This window comes from Streptomyces bluensis (assembly GCF_014650715.1).
Classification (GTDB): Bacteria; Actinomycetota; Actinomycetes; order Streptomycetales; family Streptomycetaceae; genus Streptomyces; species Streptomyces bluensis.
The window spans coordinates 37,805-54,281 of sequence record NZ_BMVM01000009.1 but is presented as its reverse complement, the minus strand read 5'-3'; the positions used below and the strand labels follow the sequence as shown (position 1 = coordinate 54,281).

General features: G+C 70.8%; 18 protein-coding genes. 8 read left to right on the top strand and 10 right to left on the bottom strand.

The genetic code is table 11. The features are described 5' to 3' along the window. Nucleotides 1–37 precede the first annotated feature (37 nt). The 7 genes from IE262_RS22145 to IE262_RS22115 form a co-directional block, all read right to left on the bottom strand. Nucleotides 38–1,228, bottom strand: coding sequence for a glycosyltransferase (locus IE262_RS22145; RefSeq protein ID WP_189875930.1), 1,191 nt, complete (start codon nucleotides 1,226–1,228; stop codon nucleotides 38–40). Nucleotides 1,229–1,232: 4 nt separating this feature from the next. Next, nucleotides 1,233–1,925, bottom strand: a complete 693-nt coding sequence (locus tag IE262_RS22140) for a polysaccharide deacetylase family protein (protein ID WP_134044067.1) — start codon at nucleotides 1,923–1,925, stop codon at nucleotides 1,233–1,235. Between the two features lie 58 nt (nucleotides 1,926–1,983). Then, nucleotides 1,984–3,642 carry a murein biosynthesis integral membrane protein MurJ gene (murJ, locus tag IE262_RS22135; RefSeq protein ID WP_189875928.1) on the bottom strand — a complete coding sequence of 553 codons (1,659 nt, stop codon included), beginning with the start codon at nucleotides 3,640–3,642 and terminating at the stop codon, nucleotides 1,984–1,986. Next, nucleotides 3,639–4,940: an O-antigen ligase family protein gene (locus IE262_RS22130; RefSeq protein WP_134044070.1), complete on the bottom strand. Its 1,302-nt coding sequence runs from the start codon at nucleotides 4,938–4,940 to the stop codon at nucleotides 3,639–3,641. Before IE262_RS22130 ends, murJ begins: the two co-directional genes overlap by 4 nt. Before the next feature lie 99 nt (nucleotides 4,941–5,039). Next, complete coding sequence (locus IE262_RS22125; protein ID WP_189875926.1) at nucleotides 5,040–6,482, bottom strand: exopolysaccharide biosynthesis polyprenyl glycosylphosphotransferase; 1,443 nt, start codon at nucleotides 6,480–6,482, stop codon at nucleotides 5,040–5,042. Continuing rightward, on the bottom strand, nucleotides 6,479–7,723 hold the full coding sequence (locus tag IE262_RS22120) for a glycosyltransferase (protein WP_189875920.1): 1,245 nt from the start codon (nucleotides 7,721–7,723) through the stop codon (nucleotides 6,479–6,481). The genes IE262_RS22125 and IE262_RS22120 overlap by 4 nt, the downstream gene beginning before the upstream one ends. Nucleotides 7,724–7,764: 41 nt before the next feature. Then, a complete protein-coding gene (locus IE262_RS22115; RefSeq protein ID WP_189875918.1) occupies nucleotides 7,765–8,856 on the bottom strand; it encodes a DUF3344 domain-containing protein in 1,092 nt (363 codons plus the stop codon). 398 nt (nucleotides 8,857–9,254) lie between these two features. On the opposite strand from IE262_RS22115, the gene IE262_RS22110 reads away from it, so the two are divergent. Further along, on the top strand, nucleotides 9,255–9,908 hold the full coding sequence (locus IE262_RS22110; protein WP_189875916.1) for a hypothetical protein: 654 nt from the start codon (nucleotides 9,255–9,257) through the stop codon (nucleotides 9,906–9,908). Nucleotides 9,909–10,685: 777 nt separating this feature from the next. Continuing rightward, entirely contained in the window at nucleotides 10,686–10,808 is a 123-nt protein-coding gene (locus tag IE262_RS40210) for a hypothetical protein (RefSeq protein WP_268249577.1), read from the top strand. 145 nt (nucleotides 10,809–10,953) lie between these two features. Here IE262_RS40210 and IE262_RS22105 read toward each other — a convergent pair whose 3' ends face one another. Further along, complete coding sequence (locus IE262_RS22105; RefSeq protein WP_134043055.1) at nucleotides 10,954–11,259, bottom strand: chaplin; 306 nt, start codon at nucleotides 11,257–11,259, stop codon at nucleotides 10,954–10,956. A 284-nt stretch (nucleotides 11,260–11,543) separates the two neighbouring features. Between IE262_RS22105 and IE262_RS22100 the strand changes: the two genes are divergently transcribed. The 6 genes from IE262_RS22100 to IE262_RS22075 all read left to right on the top strand — a co-directional run bounded on the left by IE262_RS22100 (nucleotide 11,544) and on the right by IE262_RS22075 (nucleotide 14,306). Then, entirely contained in the window at nucleotides 11,544–11,810 is a 267-nt protein-coding gene (locus IE262_RS22100; RefSeq protein WP_189876262.1) for a hypothetical protein, read from the top strand. 191 nt (nucleotides 11,811–12,001) lie between these two features. Further along, nucleotides 12,002–12,268: a hypothetical protein gene (locus IE262_RS22095; protein ID WP_189875914.1), complete on the top strand. Its 267-nt coding sequence runs from the start codon at nucleotides 12,002–12,004 to the stop codon at nucleotides 12,266–12,268. A 370-nt stretch (nucleotides 12,269–12,638) separates the two neighbouring features. Continuing rightward, nucleotides 12,639–12,905, top strand: coding sequence for a hypothetical protein (locus IE262_RS22090; protein WP_189875912.1), 267 nt, complete (start codon nucleotides 12,639–12,641; stop codon nucleotides 12,903–12,905). Between the two features lie 209 nt (nucleotides 12,906–13,114). Beyond that, entirely contained in the window at nucleotides 13,115–13,390 is a 276-nt protein-coding gene (locus IE262_RS22085; RefSeq protein WP_189875910.1) for a hypothetical protein, read from the top strand. 92 nt (nucleotides 13,391–13,482) lie between these two features. Continuing rightward, nucleotides 13,483–13,758 (top strand): hypothetical protein, encoded by a 276-nt coding sequence (locus IE262_RS22080; RefSeq protein ID WP_189875908.1) that lies wholly within the window; start codon nucleotides 13,483–13,485, stop codon nucleotides 13,756–13,758. Between the two features lie 299 nt (nucleotides 13,759–14,057). Continuing rightward, nucleotides 14,058–14,306, top strand: coding sequence for a hypothetical protein (locus IE262_RS22075; RefSeq protein WP_134043073.1), 249 nt, complete (start codon nucleotides 14,058–14,060; stop codon nucleotides 14,304–14,306). A gap of 80 nt (nucleotides 14,307–14,386) precedes the next feature. Here IE262_RS22075 and IE262_RS22070 read toward each other — a convergent pair whose 3' ends face one another. Next, on the bottom strand, nucleotides 14,387–15,400 hold the full coding sequence (locus IE262_RS22070) for an IPT/TIG domain-containing protein (protein WP_189875906.1): 1,014 nt from the start codon (nucleotides 15,398–15,400) through the stop codon (nucleotides 14,387–14,389). Between the two features lie 152 nt (nucleotides 15,401–15,552). After that, the gene (locus tag IE262_RS22065) at nucleotides 15,553–16,353 is read right to left on the bottom strand and encodes an IPT/TIG domain-containing protein (RefSeq protein WP_189875904.1); all 801 of its coding nucleotides are present in this window, start codon (nucleotides 16,351–16,353) and stop codon (nucleotides 15,553–15,555) included. Nucleotides 16,354–16,477 lie beyond the last annotated feature (124 nt).

The window sequence follows — 16,477 nt, the reverse complement described above, 5'->3', positions numbered from 1 at the left end:
GTACGTTCGGTCTTGTCTGTGATGTCGGCGGTGTCGGTCATGCGGAACTCACTCCCAAAGACGGGCTTGCGGAAGGCGGGCTGAGCGGCTGCGGGGGCGTGCCTGAACTTCCCCGGGGTCGCTTGGAGACGGCGGCCGCGTACACGTCCATGAGCTGGGCGGCGCTGCGGGTGATGCAGTAGTGCCGGGCGGCGGCGGGGACGGCCCGGGACCGTGAGCCCTCGGCGCGGGCGTCCAGGAGGGCGCGTACGAAAGAGTCCGCGTCGCCCGCCACGCGCCGGGAGCCGGGCGCCGCGGACGGGGCCAGGTCCTCGACCGCGGGGCAGGAGACGTAGAGCACGGGCAGCCCGGCCGCCATGGCCTCCACGACGGCCAGCCCGAAGGCCTCCTCCGCGCTGGGCGAGGCGAGGACGTCCATGGCGGACAGCAGCGACGGCAGGTCGGCGCCCGGGCTGCCGCCGGCCGGCCGTTCGCCGGTGAGCAGCACCCGGCCGGCGGTCCCCGCCTGATGGGCGGCCCGCCGCAGCACGCTCTCCTGCGGGCCGCCACCGACCAGCAACAGCCAGACATCCTCGGGGAGCCGGGCCAGTGCCCGGACGAGGACGTCGAAGCGTTTGCCCGCCGTGAGCCGTCCGACGCCCCCGACGACGTACGCGCCCTCCGGCAGCCCGAGCCGTCTGCGGGTGCGTTCGCGCAGCGCGGGGTCGAAGCGGAAGCGGGCCAGATCGATGCCGTTCGGTACGACCTCGATGCGCGGGCCCGGCACGCCCCACCGCCTCAGCCGGTCGGCGACCGTGGGGGAGACGGCGACGGTGGCGTGGCCCAGACGCTCACTGGCGAGATACAGGGCGCGGACCCCGGCGGAGAGCCGGCGGCCCTCCATCTGCGAGGTGCCCAGGGAGTGTTCGGTGGCGACGACGGCCCGCACACCGGCCAGACGGGCGGCGAGCCTGCCGTACACGCAGGCCCGGTACAGGTGTGTGTGGACGAGGTCGTAGCGGCCCGCGCGGATCAGCCGCACCAGGCGCGGCAGGGCCGTGAGGTCGCGGTTGCCGTTCATGCCGAGATGGGTGACGCGCACCCCGTCCGCGGTGAGGCCGGCGGCGACCGGGCCCGGGGCGGTGAGCGTCACCACATCGCAGTCGACCGGCAGATGGCGCAGCAGCAGCCGGAGTTGCTGCTCCGCGCCGCCGACACCGAGGCCGGTGATGATGTGCAGGGCCTTCACGTCGTCAGGCCCCCTTGACGGGGCGGCGGCGCAGCCGGTGCAGCCGGTGCTTGAGGAAGAGGCGTACGGAGGTGTCGTTCTCCCCGATGTGGATGCGGGGCAGGGCGTGCACGCCGTTCAGCGGGCCGGGGTCGACGGCGCAGGCGTAGCGGTACCCGGCGTCCCGTACGGCGTCCATGACGCGCTGGTCGAGGTACCCGTACGGATAGCAGAAGCCCTGGATGTCGGTGCCCGTCAGCTCGGAGAGCAGCGCCCTGCTGTCGGCGACCTCGGCGCGCAGCGTCTCGGCGTCGGCCCGGGTGAGGTCGATGTGTGTGAGCCCGTGCGAGCCGACCTCGATGCCGTCCGTGGCGGCGGCCACCCGGATGCCCTGCTTGCCGAGGAGGCGTTTGCGCGGGCCGAGAGCGTCCCAGGCGTTCTCGCCGTCCAGCCGCCCGGGGAGGACGAACACGGTGGCCCCGAAGCCGTGCCGGCGCAGCAGCGGCACGGCCAGGTCGACGAAGTCCGTGTACCCGTCGTCGAAGGTGAGCCCCACCAGGTTCCGCCCCCCGCCACGGGCGCGGGCGGCGAGCAGGTCGGCCATGCTCACCCCGCGCAGCCCCCGGCGGCGCAGCCAGCCCAGCTGCCGGGCGAGGCGGCCGGGGGAGACGGTGAGGCGGTAGGGGTCGTCGGTGGTGTCGCCCACGGAGTGGTACATCGCCACCCACAGGCAGGTGCCGAAAGCGGGTCTGGTGCGGGCGGTGGGCTCGGTCGGATCAGCGATGACGGGCATGTGGGAGCCTTCGTGTGACGGAACGGAGTGCGGGTGTGATGCCGCCGGCCCCAGTCCAGGCCAGCGCGACGAAGACGAGGGACACGACCGCGCAGCCCACGGCGAGCCCGAGCACGGGTGAGTCCACGGTGCTCGCGCAGATCAGCCCCGCCGCGCCGGCGAGCACGGCCGCCCGCACGGGCCTGCCGATACCGGCCACCACCTGCCGGACCCGGATGGGCACTCCCCGGCCGCGGGCGCCGTGCAGCAGCAGCGACGCCGTGACGGTGATCCCGGCGGCGTTGGCGGCGGCGAGCCCGCACACGCCCCAGCTGCCGGCGGTGAGGGCCCCGATCACGGAGGTCACGAGGATCCCGGCGGCCATCGCGGCGAGCGGATACCAGGTGGGCCGCCGGGACGAGAAGTACGAGCGGATGAGCGCGCCCACCATCGAGTGGCCCAGCAGCCCGAGGGCGTACACGCGCATCACGGCGGCGGTGGCGGCGGTGTCCTGGGCGGTGAACGCACCGCGCTGGAAGAGGAGTTCGGTGATCTGCGGGGCACACGCGACGATCGCCGCCGCGCCGAGCAGCACGATGGAGGCGACCAGCGTCAGGTCCTTCTCCACCCTCTTGCGCGCCCGTTCGGTGTCGCCCTCGGCCAGCGCCTGCGCCACCACCGGGAAGGTGACGGTGCACAGCATCAGCGAGAACGTCATCGGGATCTGGGCCACCTTCTGCGCGTAGTTGAGGTGCGAGATGGCCCCGGCCGGGAGCGTGGAGCCGAGGAAGCGCTCGATGAGCACCTGGGACTGACGGCACAGCGCGAAGAGGAGGACCGTGCTGACGAGGGCGAGGCCGAGCGGGCGCTCCGGCTGGGCCACCGCCGCCGCGGACGCGGACGACTTGTGCCTCAACTCCCGCAGCAGGGAGGGAAGCTGGGCCAGGATCATCAGTGCGCCGCCCACCGCGACCCCGACCGCGGCCGCACGCACTCCCCAGGTCTCGCCGAGGGCGAACATCGCCGTGATGATCCCCGCGTTGTACGCCACGTAGATCGCCGCGGGTGCCGTGAACCGGCGGTGGGCCCGCAGCGCGGCGCTGCAGTAACCGGCGAGACCGAAGGTGAACACACAGGTGGCGGTCAGCCGGGTGCAGTGCACGGCGAGCCCGGGATCGGACAGCCCCGGCGCGAGCACCGCCACCACGTACGGTGCTCCGGCGATCAGCAGGGCGGCCACCGCCGCGAAGGCCAGCGAAAGCCGGGGCAGTGTGGTGGCGACCAGCGAGCGCACCGGATCACCGGGGGCGCCCTGTGCGCGGCGGGCCACGGCCACACTGAGCATGGGCACCAGGACGATGGCCATCCCGTCCTCGATGAGCAGGGTGGCCGCGAACTCCGGGATGGTCCAGGCCACCAGGAAGGCGTCCGTCTCCGAGCCCGCTCCGAACAGATACGACAGCGCCTGGTCGCGGCCGAGGCCCAGCATCGACCCGAGGGCCGTGAGCACGGCGGTGACGAGGGTCGCCCGGGCGAGGAACCGGCGGCTCGGCGGGGCGGCAGCCGCGGACTCGGCGGCGGTCCGGGCGGCGGGCACCGGTACGGACCCGGGCTCGGGTGCCGGTGCCGCACTGTCGGTCACCGGGGGAGGCGTCGAGGTCATGACGCTGCCGCCCCCTCCGGCTCGGGGGCGGCGACCGGCTCCTGACCGGTCGTGCGTGAGGAGAGCGCCGTGTCCGCGAGGGCCCACCACGCCACGAGACCCAGGACCACACCGGTCAGCACGGTCGAGGGCCCGCCGATGTCGGCGTACGCGAAGTCGACGAGCTGCCATACGATCAGGCCGCACGCGACGAGGGCGCAGTCGAGCCCCCCGGACCCGTCCGGGGTCCCGCCGCCCGCGCGCCGTGCCCGTGCCAGCCGCAGCAGGGCGCAGACCAGCAGCGCCAGCCAGCTCCCCGCCAGCCCCAGCAACCCGATGAGCCCCTGCTCGCTCAGCACGAGCAGGTACATGTTGTGCGGCGACAGCAGCGGCTGCTTCCGGTACGCGACCCCGGCACCCGCGGTCTCGCTGCCGGAGGACAGCGCCAGCGAGGCGCGCCCGTCCCGGTACTCGGGGAAGGACTTCAACCCCACGCCGGTCAGCGGCTGTTCGCGCCACATGTCGACGGCCGCCGCCCACATCGTGTACCGGTCGTTGACCGACTGGTCGGGGGCGTCCGTGACCTGCGTGATGCTGCTCATCCGCTCCTGGAGCAGCGCCGAGCCGACGCCGAGCCCGCCCACGAGGATCACCCCGACGGCGGCCACCGCCGCGAAGACCCCCACGGCCCGCCGCAGCCCCGCCAGCACCACCTGGAGTCCGCACGCGAGCGCCGTGGCGATCCAGGCTCCCCGGCTGAACGACAGCGCGAGCGGCGCCACCAGCGCCACCGCGCACAGCGCGGCGGCCGTCCGCTGCCGCACGGTGCCATGACCGAGTGCCAGCCCCACCGCGCACACCAGCCCGAACGCCACGACCGTCGCCATTCCCATGACGTCCGTGGCCCCGAAGGTGCCCACCGCCCGGATGTCCTCACCCACGTAACTGGCCCCGGTCCCGGTGACGTACTGGTGCACGCCGACGGCCCCCTGCCACAGCGCCAGCCCGACGAACGACCAGGCCAGCAACCGGAAGTCCGCCCGGCCCCGCACGCTCAGCAGGACCGCCGCCGGCACCAGCACGAAGATCTGCAGGTACCGGACGAGCCCGGTGAGCCCGGTCCCGGGCGTCACGGCCCCGACCGTCCCCACCGCGAGCCCCACGACGGGCAGCCCCAGCACCACCGCGGCCGTCCGGGTCAGCGGCCGCCGGCGGTCCCGTACGAGACGGACCCCGCACCACAGCACCAGCAGCCCCGACACGGCGTCGGCCGCGTTCGCCCCGCCCTCACCGCCGGGGGCGACGGGCAGCGCCAGCATGGCGATCACCGCCACCGCAGGCAGGGCGGGCGACGCGGCAACACGAGGGAGGTACCACCCCGGCCGTACGGGGCCGAGAGCTTGGGGGAGGGCCACGGCTCAGCTCCCCGTGGGACGGACGAGCGCGACCGCCGTGCGCAGCAGGATGCAGACGTCCTGCCACAGCGACCAGTCGTCGATGTACGCGTTGTCGAACCGCGAACGGTCCTCGATGGAGGTGTCGCCGCGCAGCCCGTGGACCTGGGCGAGGCCCGTGATGCCGGTCCGCATCCGGTGGCGCTGCGCGTAACCCGGGTGGATGTCGCTGAACTTGCCGACGAAGTAAGGCCGTTCGGGACGCGGCCCGACCAGGCTCATATCGCCCCGCAGGACGTTCCACAGCTGGAGCAGCTCGTCCAGGGACGTCCTGCGCAGGAAGCGGCAGAACCAGCGCATCTCGTGCTCGTTCGCCACGCTCCACCGGGTCGCGGCCTCGTGCGCGTCGACGGGGCGGTGCGTGCGGAACTTCAGCAGCGTGAACGGCCGCCCGCCCTTGCCGATCCGCTCCTGCCGGAACACCACGCCGGGCCCCTCGCTCAGCCGCAGCACCACCGCGGTGGTGAGCAGCAGCGGGCTGACCAGAAGCAGCAGGGTCCCGGAGACAACGATGTCCAGCGCCCGCTTGTGCACACCCTCACGACGTGCCGTCAGCTCCAGGCGACGGCACGTGAACCCGGCGAGGCGCTCACCTGCCCGGTCGTAGGACGGCGACTCCGCGTCCACCTGCCACAGCGCGCACCCCGCGGCGGCCAGCGCCGTCAGCAGCGGCCCGTGGCCGGTGCGGGGGCCCACGACGAGGACGGCCTGGACACCGTTCTGGACGATCGCCCGCCGCACCTCCTCGTCGGTGGTGAGCACCGGCAGCCCCTCGTCCCCGGCCGGCTGGCCGGCGACCACGCCCACCGGCCGCAGCCCGCAGCCGGGGTGGCGCAGGAACGCGGCGGCCACGCGTTGCGCGGTCGCCGCGGGCCCGACCACCAGAGCCGCGCAGGGCCTGCGCACCAGCGCCCGGCGCCGCTGCCAGTGCACCGCGCCCCGGCCCGCGCAGCTCGCCGCCGACTGCAGGGCGCAGCCGAGGGCGAGGGTGCCGGCGGACAGCACATGGTCCGGGGAGTACGCCGCGACCGCCGCCGCGAGCACGGCCCAGCCGACGGCGATCCGCGCGCAGACGGCGGGCAGTTCGTCCAGCACGGCGGGCACGGCGGGCGGCCGGTACAGCAGTGCCCGCGCGTTCAGGCACACGACGGCCAGCAGCATCCCGGCCACCAGCAGCGGGCGCCACGGTGTCCGGGCGTCGGTGAGCGCGAGGGCGACGAGGAGCGCCGCACCCGCGTCCACCGTGAGCAGTGCCAGCCGCGCGACGTGCCGGTGCAGGGCGGGACGTCGCGCGGCCGGGAACCCGGTGCCACCGGTGGTCCCGCGCGGAGCGATGACCGAGACAGTCGAGGATCCGTACTCCCTGGACTCTGTGCCGGGGGAGGGAACGGTGCTTTCCGCAGTCACGAGTGGATGGACTCCCTGTACTCGGTGGATTCCCCGCAGGGGGTGTGCTCGACGGACGTGGCGCGCGGCGCGCGACCGGAGCGGGCCGCGCCTTCGCCTCCCGCACCGCTTCCGTCACCCAGCAGTTCGAGGTAGACGTCCGTCACGGCACCTGCCGTGTGCCGCACGTCGTGGTGGGTCAGAACGTGACGGCGCCCCAGGTGGCCCAGGGACTCGCGCAGCGGCGGATCGAGCAGCAGCCGGGTCACCGTGCGGGCCAGCGCCGTCGGATCCTCGGCGGGCACGGGTTCCTGACCGGACGGAAGGCTCTCGCGGGCCCCGTCCACATCGGTCGTCACGACGGGACGGCCGCACGCCATGGCCTCCAGCGGCGCCAGCGCCATGCCCTCCCAGCGGGACGGCAGGACCACGAGATCGGCGGCCTGGTACCAGGGCACGGCATCGCGGGCGGCGCCGGCGAACAGCACGCCGTCGGGCGCGAGTGCCCGCAGCGCCTCGGCGTCCGGCCCGTCACCGACCAGCACGAGCCGGGCCCCCGGCACCTGCCGGACCACCGACCGCCACGCCGTCAGCAGGATGTCCTGCCCCTTCTGCCGGCACAGCCGCCCCACGCACACGACGAGCGGCGTGTCCGTGCCGAGCCCGGCGAGCAGCGGAATCCCGGCCCGTACGGCACCGAGTGCCGCGGGACGGAAGCGCCCCGGATCGACTCCGTTCGCGATCACCCGCCACGGGGCCCGTACCCCGGCCCGCTCCCCGGTGACCCGCTCCGCCTCGCTCACGCACACCACCCGGTCGGCCCAGCGGGCGCCCCACCGTTCCCACCTGAGGGCGAGTGAGGCGGTGACCCCGCCGACGGCCTCGAACGACCAGGCGTGCGGCTGGAACACGGTGGGAATCCGCCCGCGTACGGCGAGCCGCGCGGCCAGCCCCGCCTTGGCGCTGTGGGCGTGGACCAGGTCGGGCCGTACGTCGGCGAGGACGCGCCGCAGGTTCCGTACTTCCCGCGCGAGCGTCGGCCCCGGCGAACGCGTCGCGTGCCAGTGCCGGACGTCCGCGCCGAGGGCCGTCAGGGCGGAGCCGAGACCACCGTCGGGGCAGGCGACGGTGACGTGCAGTCCGTCGTCGAGCTGGGCCCGCGTCAGGTCCGTCACGACGCGGGCCACCCCGCCGTCCACGGGCTGGGTGATGTGCAGGATGCGCAAAGGACGCGAAGGAGCGACCGACGGTGACAGGTTCACGGAGGTTCCTTGTTCATGGACACGGTGCGGGACGGCGTGCGTCACGGCCTGGCGTCCACGGCGACGAAGAGGGCTCCGACCCAGGCGGGGGACCGCCGCGAGGCGACCCGGAACGTCAGGCGGTCACCGCCGCGCCGGATTCCCTCCCGCAGGTCGAGGACGTCGGAGTCGTAGCCGAACGTGTTCGGATGGGCGGGCGCACGATCCGGGCCGGCCTCGCCGAACTCGCTGATCGTCGAGTTCAGCACGTCGTCCTGGGGGTTGGCCCCGTCGCCCAGCGCGCTCGCGCCCTGGTCGCCCGCGGCCACGGAGAACGCGTCGCCCGGAGAGCCGCGGTCCCCGTTGTAGGCGACCAGACCGACCCGCCCGCCCGCGCCCTCCGGGAACGGCATCTCCGCCATCCGGACCTCCAGGTCCCGGTCGGCCGTGAGGGCGTCGAAGCCGTCCCAGATCCCCAGGTGCCGCAGCGGCTCCGACTCCTTCTCGTACGCCACCACCAGCGTCCAGCCGCCCCAGGAGCCCACGGCGGAGCGGCCCCTGGCCACGTTGACCTGCGCCACGGTGTAGAGCCCCGGACCGGTGGACCGCACCAGCGACGTGACGTCCGCGGAGGCCTGGAAGGCATCCGCGCCGTGCTCCGCCTGGTGCCCGACGACCGAGTCCGCGAGCACTTCCTTGTACGCGCCGCCGGACTCCGCGATCAGCACCCGCCCGTTGTCCTCCGGCGGCTTCTGCTCCCCGACCCGCAGGTTGCCGCCCCAGTACAGGCGCGCGTACGTCACGCGTGCCTCCTTGGGCAGACGGAGCTCGCCGTGGCTGGAGTTGTAGGTGTTCGGGTCGCTGTCCACGTCGACGTACGTCATCTCGAAGTCGCCGTTCGCCGCCGCACGGCTGCCGTCGCGGGCGCCGCCACAGGACGACGCGGCCGTTTCGCAGGTGACGGAGGAGTTGGCCGCGCGCACGATCCCGCCGTGCTGCACCGCGCGGTAGCGCTGGGTGAACGGGACGCTGCGGGACTCCGGTGCGGGCGGTGCGGTCGGCGCGGCAGCGGAGCTGCCGGGTGCCCACATCGCGGTAAGGGCGAGGACGCCCACGGCCGCACGGGGAAGCAGCGGACCCAAGGAATGGCGCATGACCGGCGGTGCCCTTTCGAACGGGTGACGGTGGCAGCAGCGGCACGCGTAAGGGGTGTCCGTGCTGAGGAGTGCGTTGGGCGGTTCGCAACTCTAGTCACCAACCGGACAAACACGGTGATATTCGATGAAAGCTGATAAGTGTGTCGGAATCATTCAATCTGAACGCCCGGGAGTTCCCTGGCGGAGAAGCGGCCGATGAAGCGGCCGATGAAGCGGCCGAGGGTGTTCCCTCGAACGGGGGCCGGGGTGCTGCAACCTTGACTTATCGTCTGATCAGGCAGGACGCGGCGGCAGAGGGCAACGCGGGATCACGGAGAAGTACGTGATCGGTTGCGGGACGGCGTGGGCGCTTTCACGGTGGGCTCAAGACTCAGCGCCCGCCGAAGGGAAGACCCATGCCTGCTCTGTCCGCACGGCACATCGCGTCCAGCGCGCTGTGCGCCGCCCTCCTGGTCGGGATCACCGGCCCCGCCGCCGTGGCGGCCGACTCGGCCCGCGAGACCAGCCCCGCGGCGTCGGCCGATGCGCGGCCGGTGCGCGCGGACGTGCTTCTCGCAAAGGTCAGGACCATCAACGGGGGCGAACTCGCCCCGGTCGCCGACCTGCTGGACGCCGTACTCAAGGCGGACAACGGCCGGCTGTCCCCCGACGAGACCAGGACACTGGGAGATGCCGCGAAGCGCGCCCTGGCCGACGTGTCCGACACGGACGAGGTGGCGGACGCGCTGGACGACGCAGTGGACGACGTGCTGGACGACACGGAGGACGTGCTGGACGACGTTGAAGAGGACGTCGACAGCCTCCTGGAGGCGCTCACCTCCGACGCCGGCGACACGCTTCCGGAAGCCGACGACCTGCTGGCGTCGCTGGAAAGCCTCGTCAAGGCGCTGCTCGGCATCGGTGCGAACGAGGCGATCACGTCCGATGCGGCGGTCCCGTCCGACGCGGTGGCGTCCAGCACGCAGACAACGACCGTCGTGCCCTCGGCGCCGCCCGTCACAGTTCCCGTGATCGCTCCGCTGCTGCAGGGGCTGATGTCGATCCTGTGAGCGTCGTACAGTACGCCCGCGCTCGTCCAGTCGTGGTGCCGCCCTCCAAGGGCGGCACCACGACTGCTGTTCTTCCCGCGCTCCTCCCGGATCCTTTCCCTTCCCCGGGCCCGGTTTTCGGAGATCTCATATGAGGAATTCGTAATTTCCGGCACTCCGGTTTCCGCCCCGGCCAGGGCTCGTTAGGCACGGCGACAGAATTCTGCTCCGGCGACCTGCGTTGCCGAAGAAAGGAACACGATGAAGTCCCTGAAGGCTGCTGCCGCCGTCGTTACCGGGTCCCTGCTCGCCGCCGGTGCCGCCACACCCGCGTTGGCGGCCACCGCACCCGAGCAGTCGCCCACCTACAGTGCTCCCGACCAGGCGCCGGCTGGCTTCAGTGCTCCGGCTCAGACGCCGGCTGCGAATGCTGCTCCTGCTCAGGCCGCCACTGCTGCTCCGGCTCAGGCGAGTGCTCCGGCTCAGGCCCCGGCCGCTGACCCTGCTCCGGCTCAGGCCGCCCCTGCTGCTCCGGCTGCCAACGCTGCTCCGGCTCAGGCGAGTGCTCCGGCTCAGGCTCCGGCTCAGGCTCCGGCCGCTGACCCTGCTCCGGCTCAGGCTCCGGCTGCCCATGCTGCTCCGGCTCCGGCTCCGGCCGCCAACCCTGCTCCGGCTCCGGCTCAGGCTCCGGCTGCGAATGCTGCTCCGGCTCAGGCGCCCGCCGCTAACGCTGCCCCGGCTCAGGCGCCTGTCGGCAACGCTGTCCCCGACCTGGCGTCCACGGACCTCAGCGGCGGCATGACCACCAGGATCCCCAGCGGCGTGACCGGCGGGGCCAAGGGCTCGCTGATCCCCACGGTGAAGGAGACCGCGGCCGCACTGAACGAGGTCAAGCCGGTGCACGGCAACCTGTGGATGTAGAACGGAGCTCATCCGTACAGAGGGACGGCCCTCGGTGAAATCCGAGGGCCGTCCCTCTGTCTGTGTACCGGGTCAATGACATCCGGTTCATGAGGAGAGCCCCGGCGTTCGAGAACGTCGGGGCTCCGCGGCAGGACGAAAGACGTCAGAGGCCGTACCGGTGGTGGGCCTTCTTGCCGCTCTTGACGCTCTTTTTGGCGTCCTTCTTGTCGGCGCCGTTCTTGCAGGCGTTGCCGAGGGCGGGGTTGAGACCGCCGAGCCCGGTGACGGTGTTTCCGCACAGGTTGATGGGCACGTGGATCGGGAGCTGGACCACATTGCCGGACGCGATGCCCTGCGAGCCGACCGCAACGGCCTTCGCGCCGGCGTCCGCCCCGGCGAGACCGGACCCGCTGAGCACCACGGCGCCCGTGCCGAGAGCGACAGCGCCAACTTTCGCGATGCGAGACATCAAACGTTCTCCTTGCTGACTCGGGGAGTGCGGAAGCAGAACACGCGGCCGCACTTCCCCTTCAACGCGACGCCTGCCAACCGGTCACGGCGAACATCTCCGGATCACCCGTGCCACCCCGATTCGGCCACCCGGCGTATGCACAACACTGCTGAGCCATGCATTTGTCAGAAAATCTTCTTGGTTGGGCGTTGCTCATAGCAAAAGCCGGAAAGATCACCTACGTTGAAGCAGTCGGTGACCGGGCCATCACGGTCTGTGTCGACACGAGAAACGGAGAGGTAATGCGTAAGTACCAGAGGGCCGCGGTCGTCGTGGCCATGCTTGGCAGCGTTGGTTTCCTGGGTGCTGGCGTCGGTCAGGCTCACGAGGGCGGAGGGTTCGATCTCGACAGCGCCCAGCGCCAGCAGTGCTCGGCGAACGAATTCAACCTCACGGGCACTCTGACGGCCCCCGCCTTCGCTCCCGTGAACGGCGCCGGCCTCCAGATCATCGACCAGAGCGACCGCCACGTGGCGGACTGCGACCAGGTCGCCATCTTCGGCAAGTGATCGCCGGATAGGTGATTCAGGCGGGCCCCGGGGCTCGGACCACGCGTCCGGGCCCCGGGGCCCGCCGTTCTTTTTGAGAAACCTGCACTCTTTGGCGTTTCGTTCGCCAAAAGTCGTAAACGTCCCCTACGGTAAGCAACTGTCAGTGACCGGGCCGTCGCGGTCCGTGTTGGCATGAGAACGGAGAGGTAATGCGCAAGTACCAGAAGGCCGCGGTCGTCGTGGCCATGCTTGGCAGTGTTGGTTTCCTGGGCGCCGGCGTCGGCCACGCCGACGGGGACGCGAAGGTCAAGCTCAGCAACAAGCAGAGCCAGGAGTGCTCGGCGGACGAGACCAACATCACGGGCAGCGAGGTGCTTGGTGCCTTCGCTCCGATCAACGGTGCCGGCCTCCAGTACGTCGACCAGAGCGAGCGCAAGTCGGTGAAGTGCGACCAGCTCTTCCTGCTTGGGAAGTGATCACCAGTTAGGTGATTCAGGTATGCCCCGGGGCTCGAATCCGAGCCCCGGGGCAGCTGTTTGTGCGCCCTTGCGGCGGCCCGTGTGAGTTGTCTCCCCGGCGGGAGCCGCTCGGCCATTCGGCGGAGCCTTCGGGCGGTATCAGGTCCACCGGTCGCCGCCGTCCGGGCCTTGCGGACCAGGGCAGTTGGGAAGTCCTCGCGCGGTTCCGGTCGTGCTGGGTCACGAAGAGAGTTGGTCAACGTGCAGTTTTTACTGATGTGTGCATAGTTGGGCGTTTCTCGTAGCAAAAGTCCGAAAGATCACCTAAGTTGAACATGTCAGTGACCAGGCCGTAGCGGTCTGTGTTGACGTGAGAAACGGAGAGGTAATGCGCAAGTACCAGAAGGCCGCAGTCGTCGTGGCCATGCTTGGCAGTGTCAGCTTCCTGGGCGCTGGCGCCGGTCACGCCGACGGGGGCGCGAAGGTCAAGCTCGACAACCAGCAGAGCCAGGGGTGCTCGGCGGACGAAACCACCATCATGGGTAGTGAGACGGGCAGTGTCTTCGCTCCGGTCAACGGTGCTGGCCTCCAGGGCATCGACCAGAGCGAGCGCACGTCGGTGGCCTGCACTCAGCTCTTCGGCATCGGTAAGTGATCACCGGTTAGGTGATTCAGGTGTGCCCCGGGGCTCGAACCGAGCCCCGGGGCAACCTTTTTGTGTGAATAAGTACTGGATCATAGTTTTTTTAAGACATTTACGCGTCTGGGTGTTTCATCCACCAATCGCCGCAAACATCACCTACAGTTGGCGACTGTCGGTGGCCAGCCCGTTATGAGCTGTGTCAACGCGAGAACGGAGAGGTAATGCGCAAGTACCAGAAGGCCGCAGTCGCCGTGGCCATGCTCGGCAGCGTCAGTTTGCTGGGTGCCGGCGTTGGCCACGCTGCGGGCGGCGACCCGAAGCCCAAGGCCGACACCCCCCAGCAGAACCAGAAGTGCTCGGCGGACGAGGTGAATTGGGGCGTTATCAACATCGGCGACATCAATCTCGCGGTCAACGTCCTCGGCATCCAGGTCCAAGACCAGAGCGAGCACAAGACCGTGAAGTGCACTCAGGTCGCCGCCCCCGCCGCCAAGTAAGCGCTCATCAGGCGTAGACGGCCCTCAAGGCTCGACGCATCCGGAACGACTCCGCAGTCAAGTCACGGGGCCGACTGTAAAGGAAAAGACAGATGCTCAATTCGAAGAAGATCGTCGCGGCTGTGGGCGTCCTGGGGAGCTTTGCTCTGATCGGTGCCGGCGCCGTCCAGGCGTTCGCCGGTGATGCCGGCAGGTGCGCCGACGACGGCAACGGCACCACGCGCTGCTCCCAGGTGCGTGAGCGCCAGGTCACCACCGACAAGCAGGGAAACATCACCATCATCAACGACACGACGCAGGACTGCCCGACTTCGGGCGGTCAGGTCAACTGCGTCAGCACCTTCACCGTTCCAGGCAAGGCGTCCTGACTACCGACCGAGACGGCCGAGGCGCCCGTGTGCCGTCGGCGCCCGTCGTGTAAGTCCACCCGCGCGTACAGGATGGCCGGGACCCGATATCGGGTCCCGGCCATCCTGTACGCGTGAGTGGAAGGAGTTGCCGTCATGACGGCAACAGGTCCTTTCGTATGAGTTCCTGGCGCTGGGCCTGGGAGGAGTTTCCAAGCCGATTGGCTGTCGTTAGCCACGGCGAAGTGCGGCCGGGCATGCGATGCCTGGAAACCGAATTCCCCTCTGGTGACCATGTGTTGCCGAAGAAAGGAGCCCTCATGAAGCAGCTGAAGGTTGCCGCTGTCCTCGCCGGGTCCGTTGTCGTCGCCGGTGCAGCTTCGCCCGCTTTCGCTGCTCAGTCCGCGGACCGGGGGTCGCTGCTCGACGGCCTCGGCGACGTCACCGCCCGGACGCAGAAAGGCGTTGGCGCCCACCCGGTCGGCCGGACGAAGCACGGCAAGGGCACGGCCAACCTGACTCAGACGGTGTCCCGCGGAGTCCTGAAGGGGCTCGGAGCCGTCAAGTAGCGATTCGCTCCCGTCACGCAATCAGGGCCCCGCACTGAGCGGGGCCCTCGGTCTGTGGGTGCGAGGCTTCTCGCAAGGGGTCAGGACGGGTCGTAGGTGAAGAGGAGGGTGTTGCTGTTCCCGGCAGGGGTGTGGAGCTGGACGTTGACCGTTCCGGCCGCGTGGGCCGGAGTCGTCGCGACGACCACGGTGTCCGAGACCACGGTGAAGGAAGCCGCGACTCCCCCGAAGGTCACGGAGTCGGTGTACGTGAGGTTGGAGCCGTCGATCGTGATGGAGTCACCGCCGGAGGCCAGGCCGTGGTTCGGAACAAGCGTCGTGATCACGGGGGCACCCAGATAGGTGTAGTACGGGTTCCCGAGGCCCACTGTGCTGGTGCCGCCCGGTGTGGTCACGGTGACCACGACCGTGCCGGTTCCGGGAGGGGCGGTCACCGTCAACTGGCTGTCGGAGACCACCGTGAGGGCGGTGGCGAGGTTGGGGCCGAAGTGGACGGCGCTGGCCAGGGACAGGTTGCTGCCGGTGATGGTGACGGTGTTACCGCCGGAGCTCGGACCGAACTGCGGGCTCACACCGCTGACGGTCGGGGCGGTGACGTAGACGTACGGCAGGGGGTTGCTGATGCCGCCCGGCGTGGTGACGGTCACGTTCACCGCGGACGGCGGCCCTGCCGGGGCGGTGACGGTGATTTGAGTGCCGGTGTTGCTGATGATGGTGGCGGGATTGCAGCCGAAGAGAACCTGGGTGGCGCCGGTGAGGTTGGTGCCGTTGATGATGACGCTGTTGCCGCCCGAGGTGGGTCCGCCGGCCGGGACCAGGCTGGTGATGGTGGGGGCGGTGACGGTGGTGTAGGTGAAGAACACGTTGTCCGTGCTGGTCCCCGATGGCCCCGTGACCGTGACCTTGACGGTGCCGCTGCCTGAGGGAGTCTTGGCCGTGATCTGCGTGTCGCTCACCACCACCACGTTGGTGGCGAGGTTGGAGCCGAACCTGACCGCGACGGCACCGGTGAAACCGGAACCGGTGATCGTGACGGGGGTGCCCCCCGCCGGAGTGCCCTGGGTGGGACTGACGCTCGTCACTACAGGGGCCATGACGCTTTTCTCCTTCTCGTGCCGTGAGGGCGACCGCGCCCTGACCGGTGACTGCCGGTCAGGGCGCGGGGAGGGGAGCCGCCGCCGGCCGCGTCACATGACGCGGTCGGCGACGGCCGTGGGTCGTGCCATCGGTCACCCGTCGGGCTCTGTCAGGTGGTGATGGTGAACGGGGTGGTGGTCGAGCCGCCGCAGGTGGTGACGGTGATGGTGCCCGGGGTCGCGTTGTCCGGGACCAGCGTGTTGTCGGGCACGGTGCTGAGCACGAAGGTGCCGAAGCTGGCGGCGGTGGTGTCGGTCTCCGTGTTCCCCGTCGAGTCGGTGTACGTCACCGAGATGAGGTTGTCGAAGCACGAGCCGTTGATCGTGACCGAGGTTCCGATGGGGCCCGAGGCCGGAGAAGTGCCGGTGATGGTCGGCGCCTTCTGGTAGGTGACGAACGCGGTGCCCGTCGTGCCGGTGCCGCCGGGTGTGGTGACCGTGATCGGCTGGGAGTCCGAGCAGCCGGTCGGGGTGTGAGCCGGAGCGGTGACGGTGAGCGTGGTGTTGCTGCCGCCGGCGGCGAACGTCACCGGAGTGAGCGTGCCCACGTTGACCTGACCACCGGACGCGAATCCGGTGCCCGTGATCGTCAGCGCGCCCCCGGTGGTGGGCAGGCACGTCGGGCTCGCCGTGGCGGTGCTGGGCGAGGAGACGATGAAGAACGGCAGCGCGTTGCTCTTGGTTCCGTTGGAGAGGTTGACGCTGACCTGGACCTGGCCCGCGCAGGGGGCCGTGGAGGGGATCACGAAGGTGACCAGAGTGGCGGAGACGGACGTCGGGGTGACGGTGGTCCCGCCGAAGTTCACCGAGGTGGTGGTGCCCAGCGCGGTGCCGTTGATGTTGACGGTGTCGCCGACCTTGCCCTGGTTGGTGGTGGTCGTCGTGTCCACCAGCGAGGTGATGGTTGCCATGAGCTTTCTCCTGTCGATCGGGTTGTGCTGCGGAGGGGGCGCGGGGAGCGGACGGACTGAGGCCCGCGGCCGCTGACGCGCCGGTTCCCGTGGGTGCGGAGAGGAGGGAGTGGCATCGCGGGGT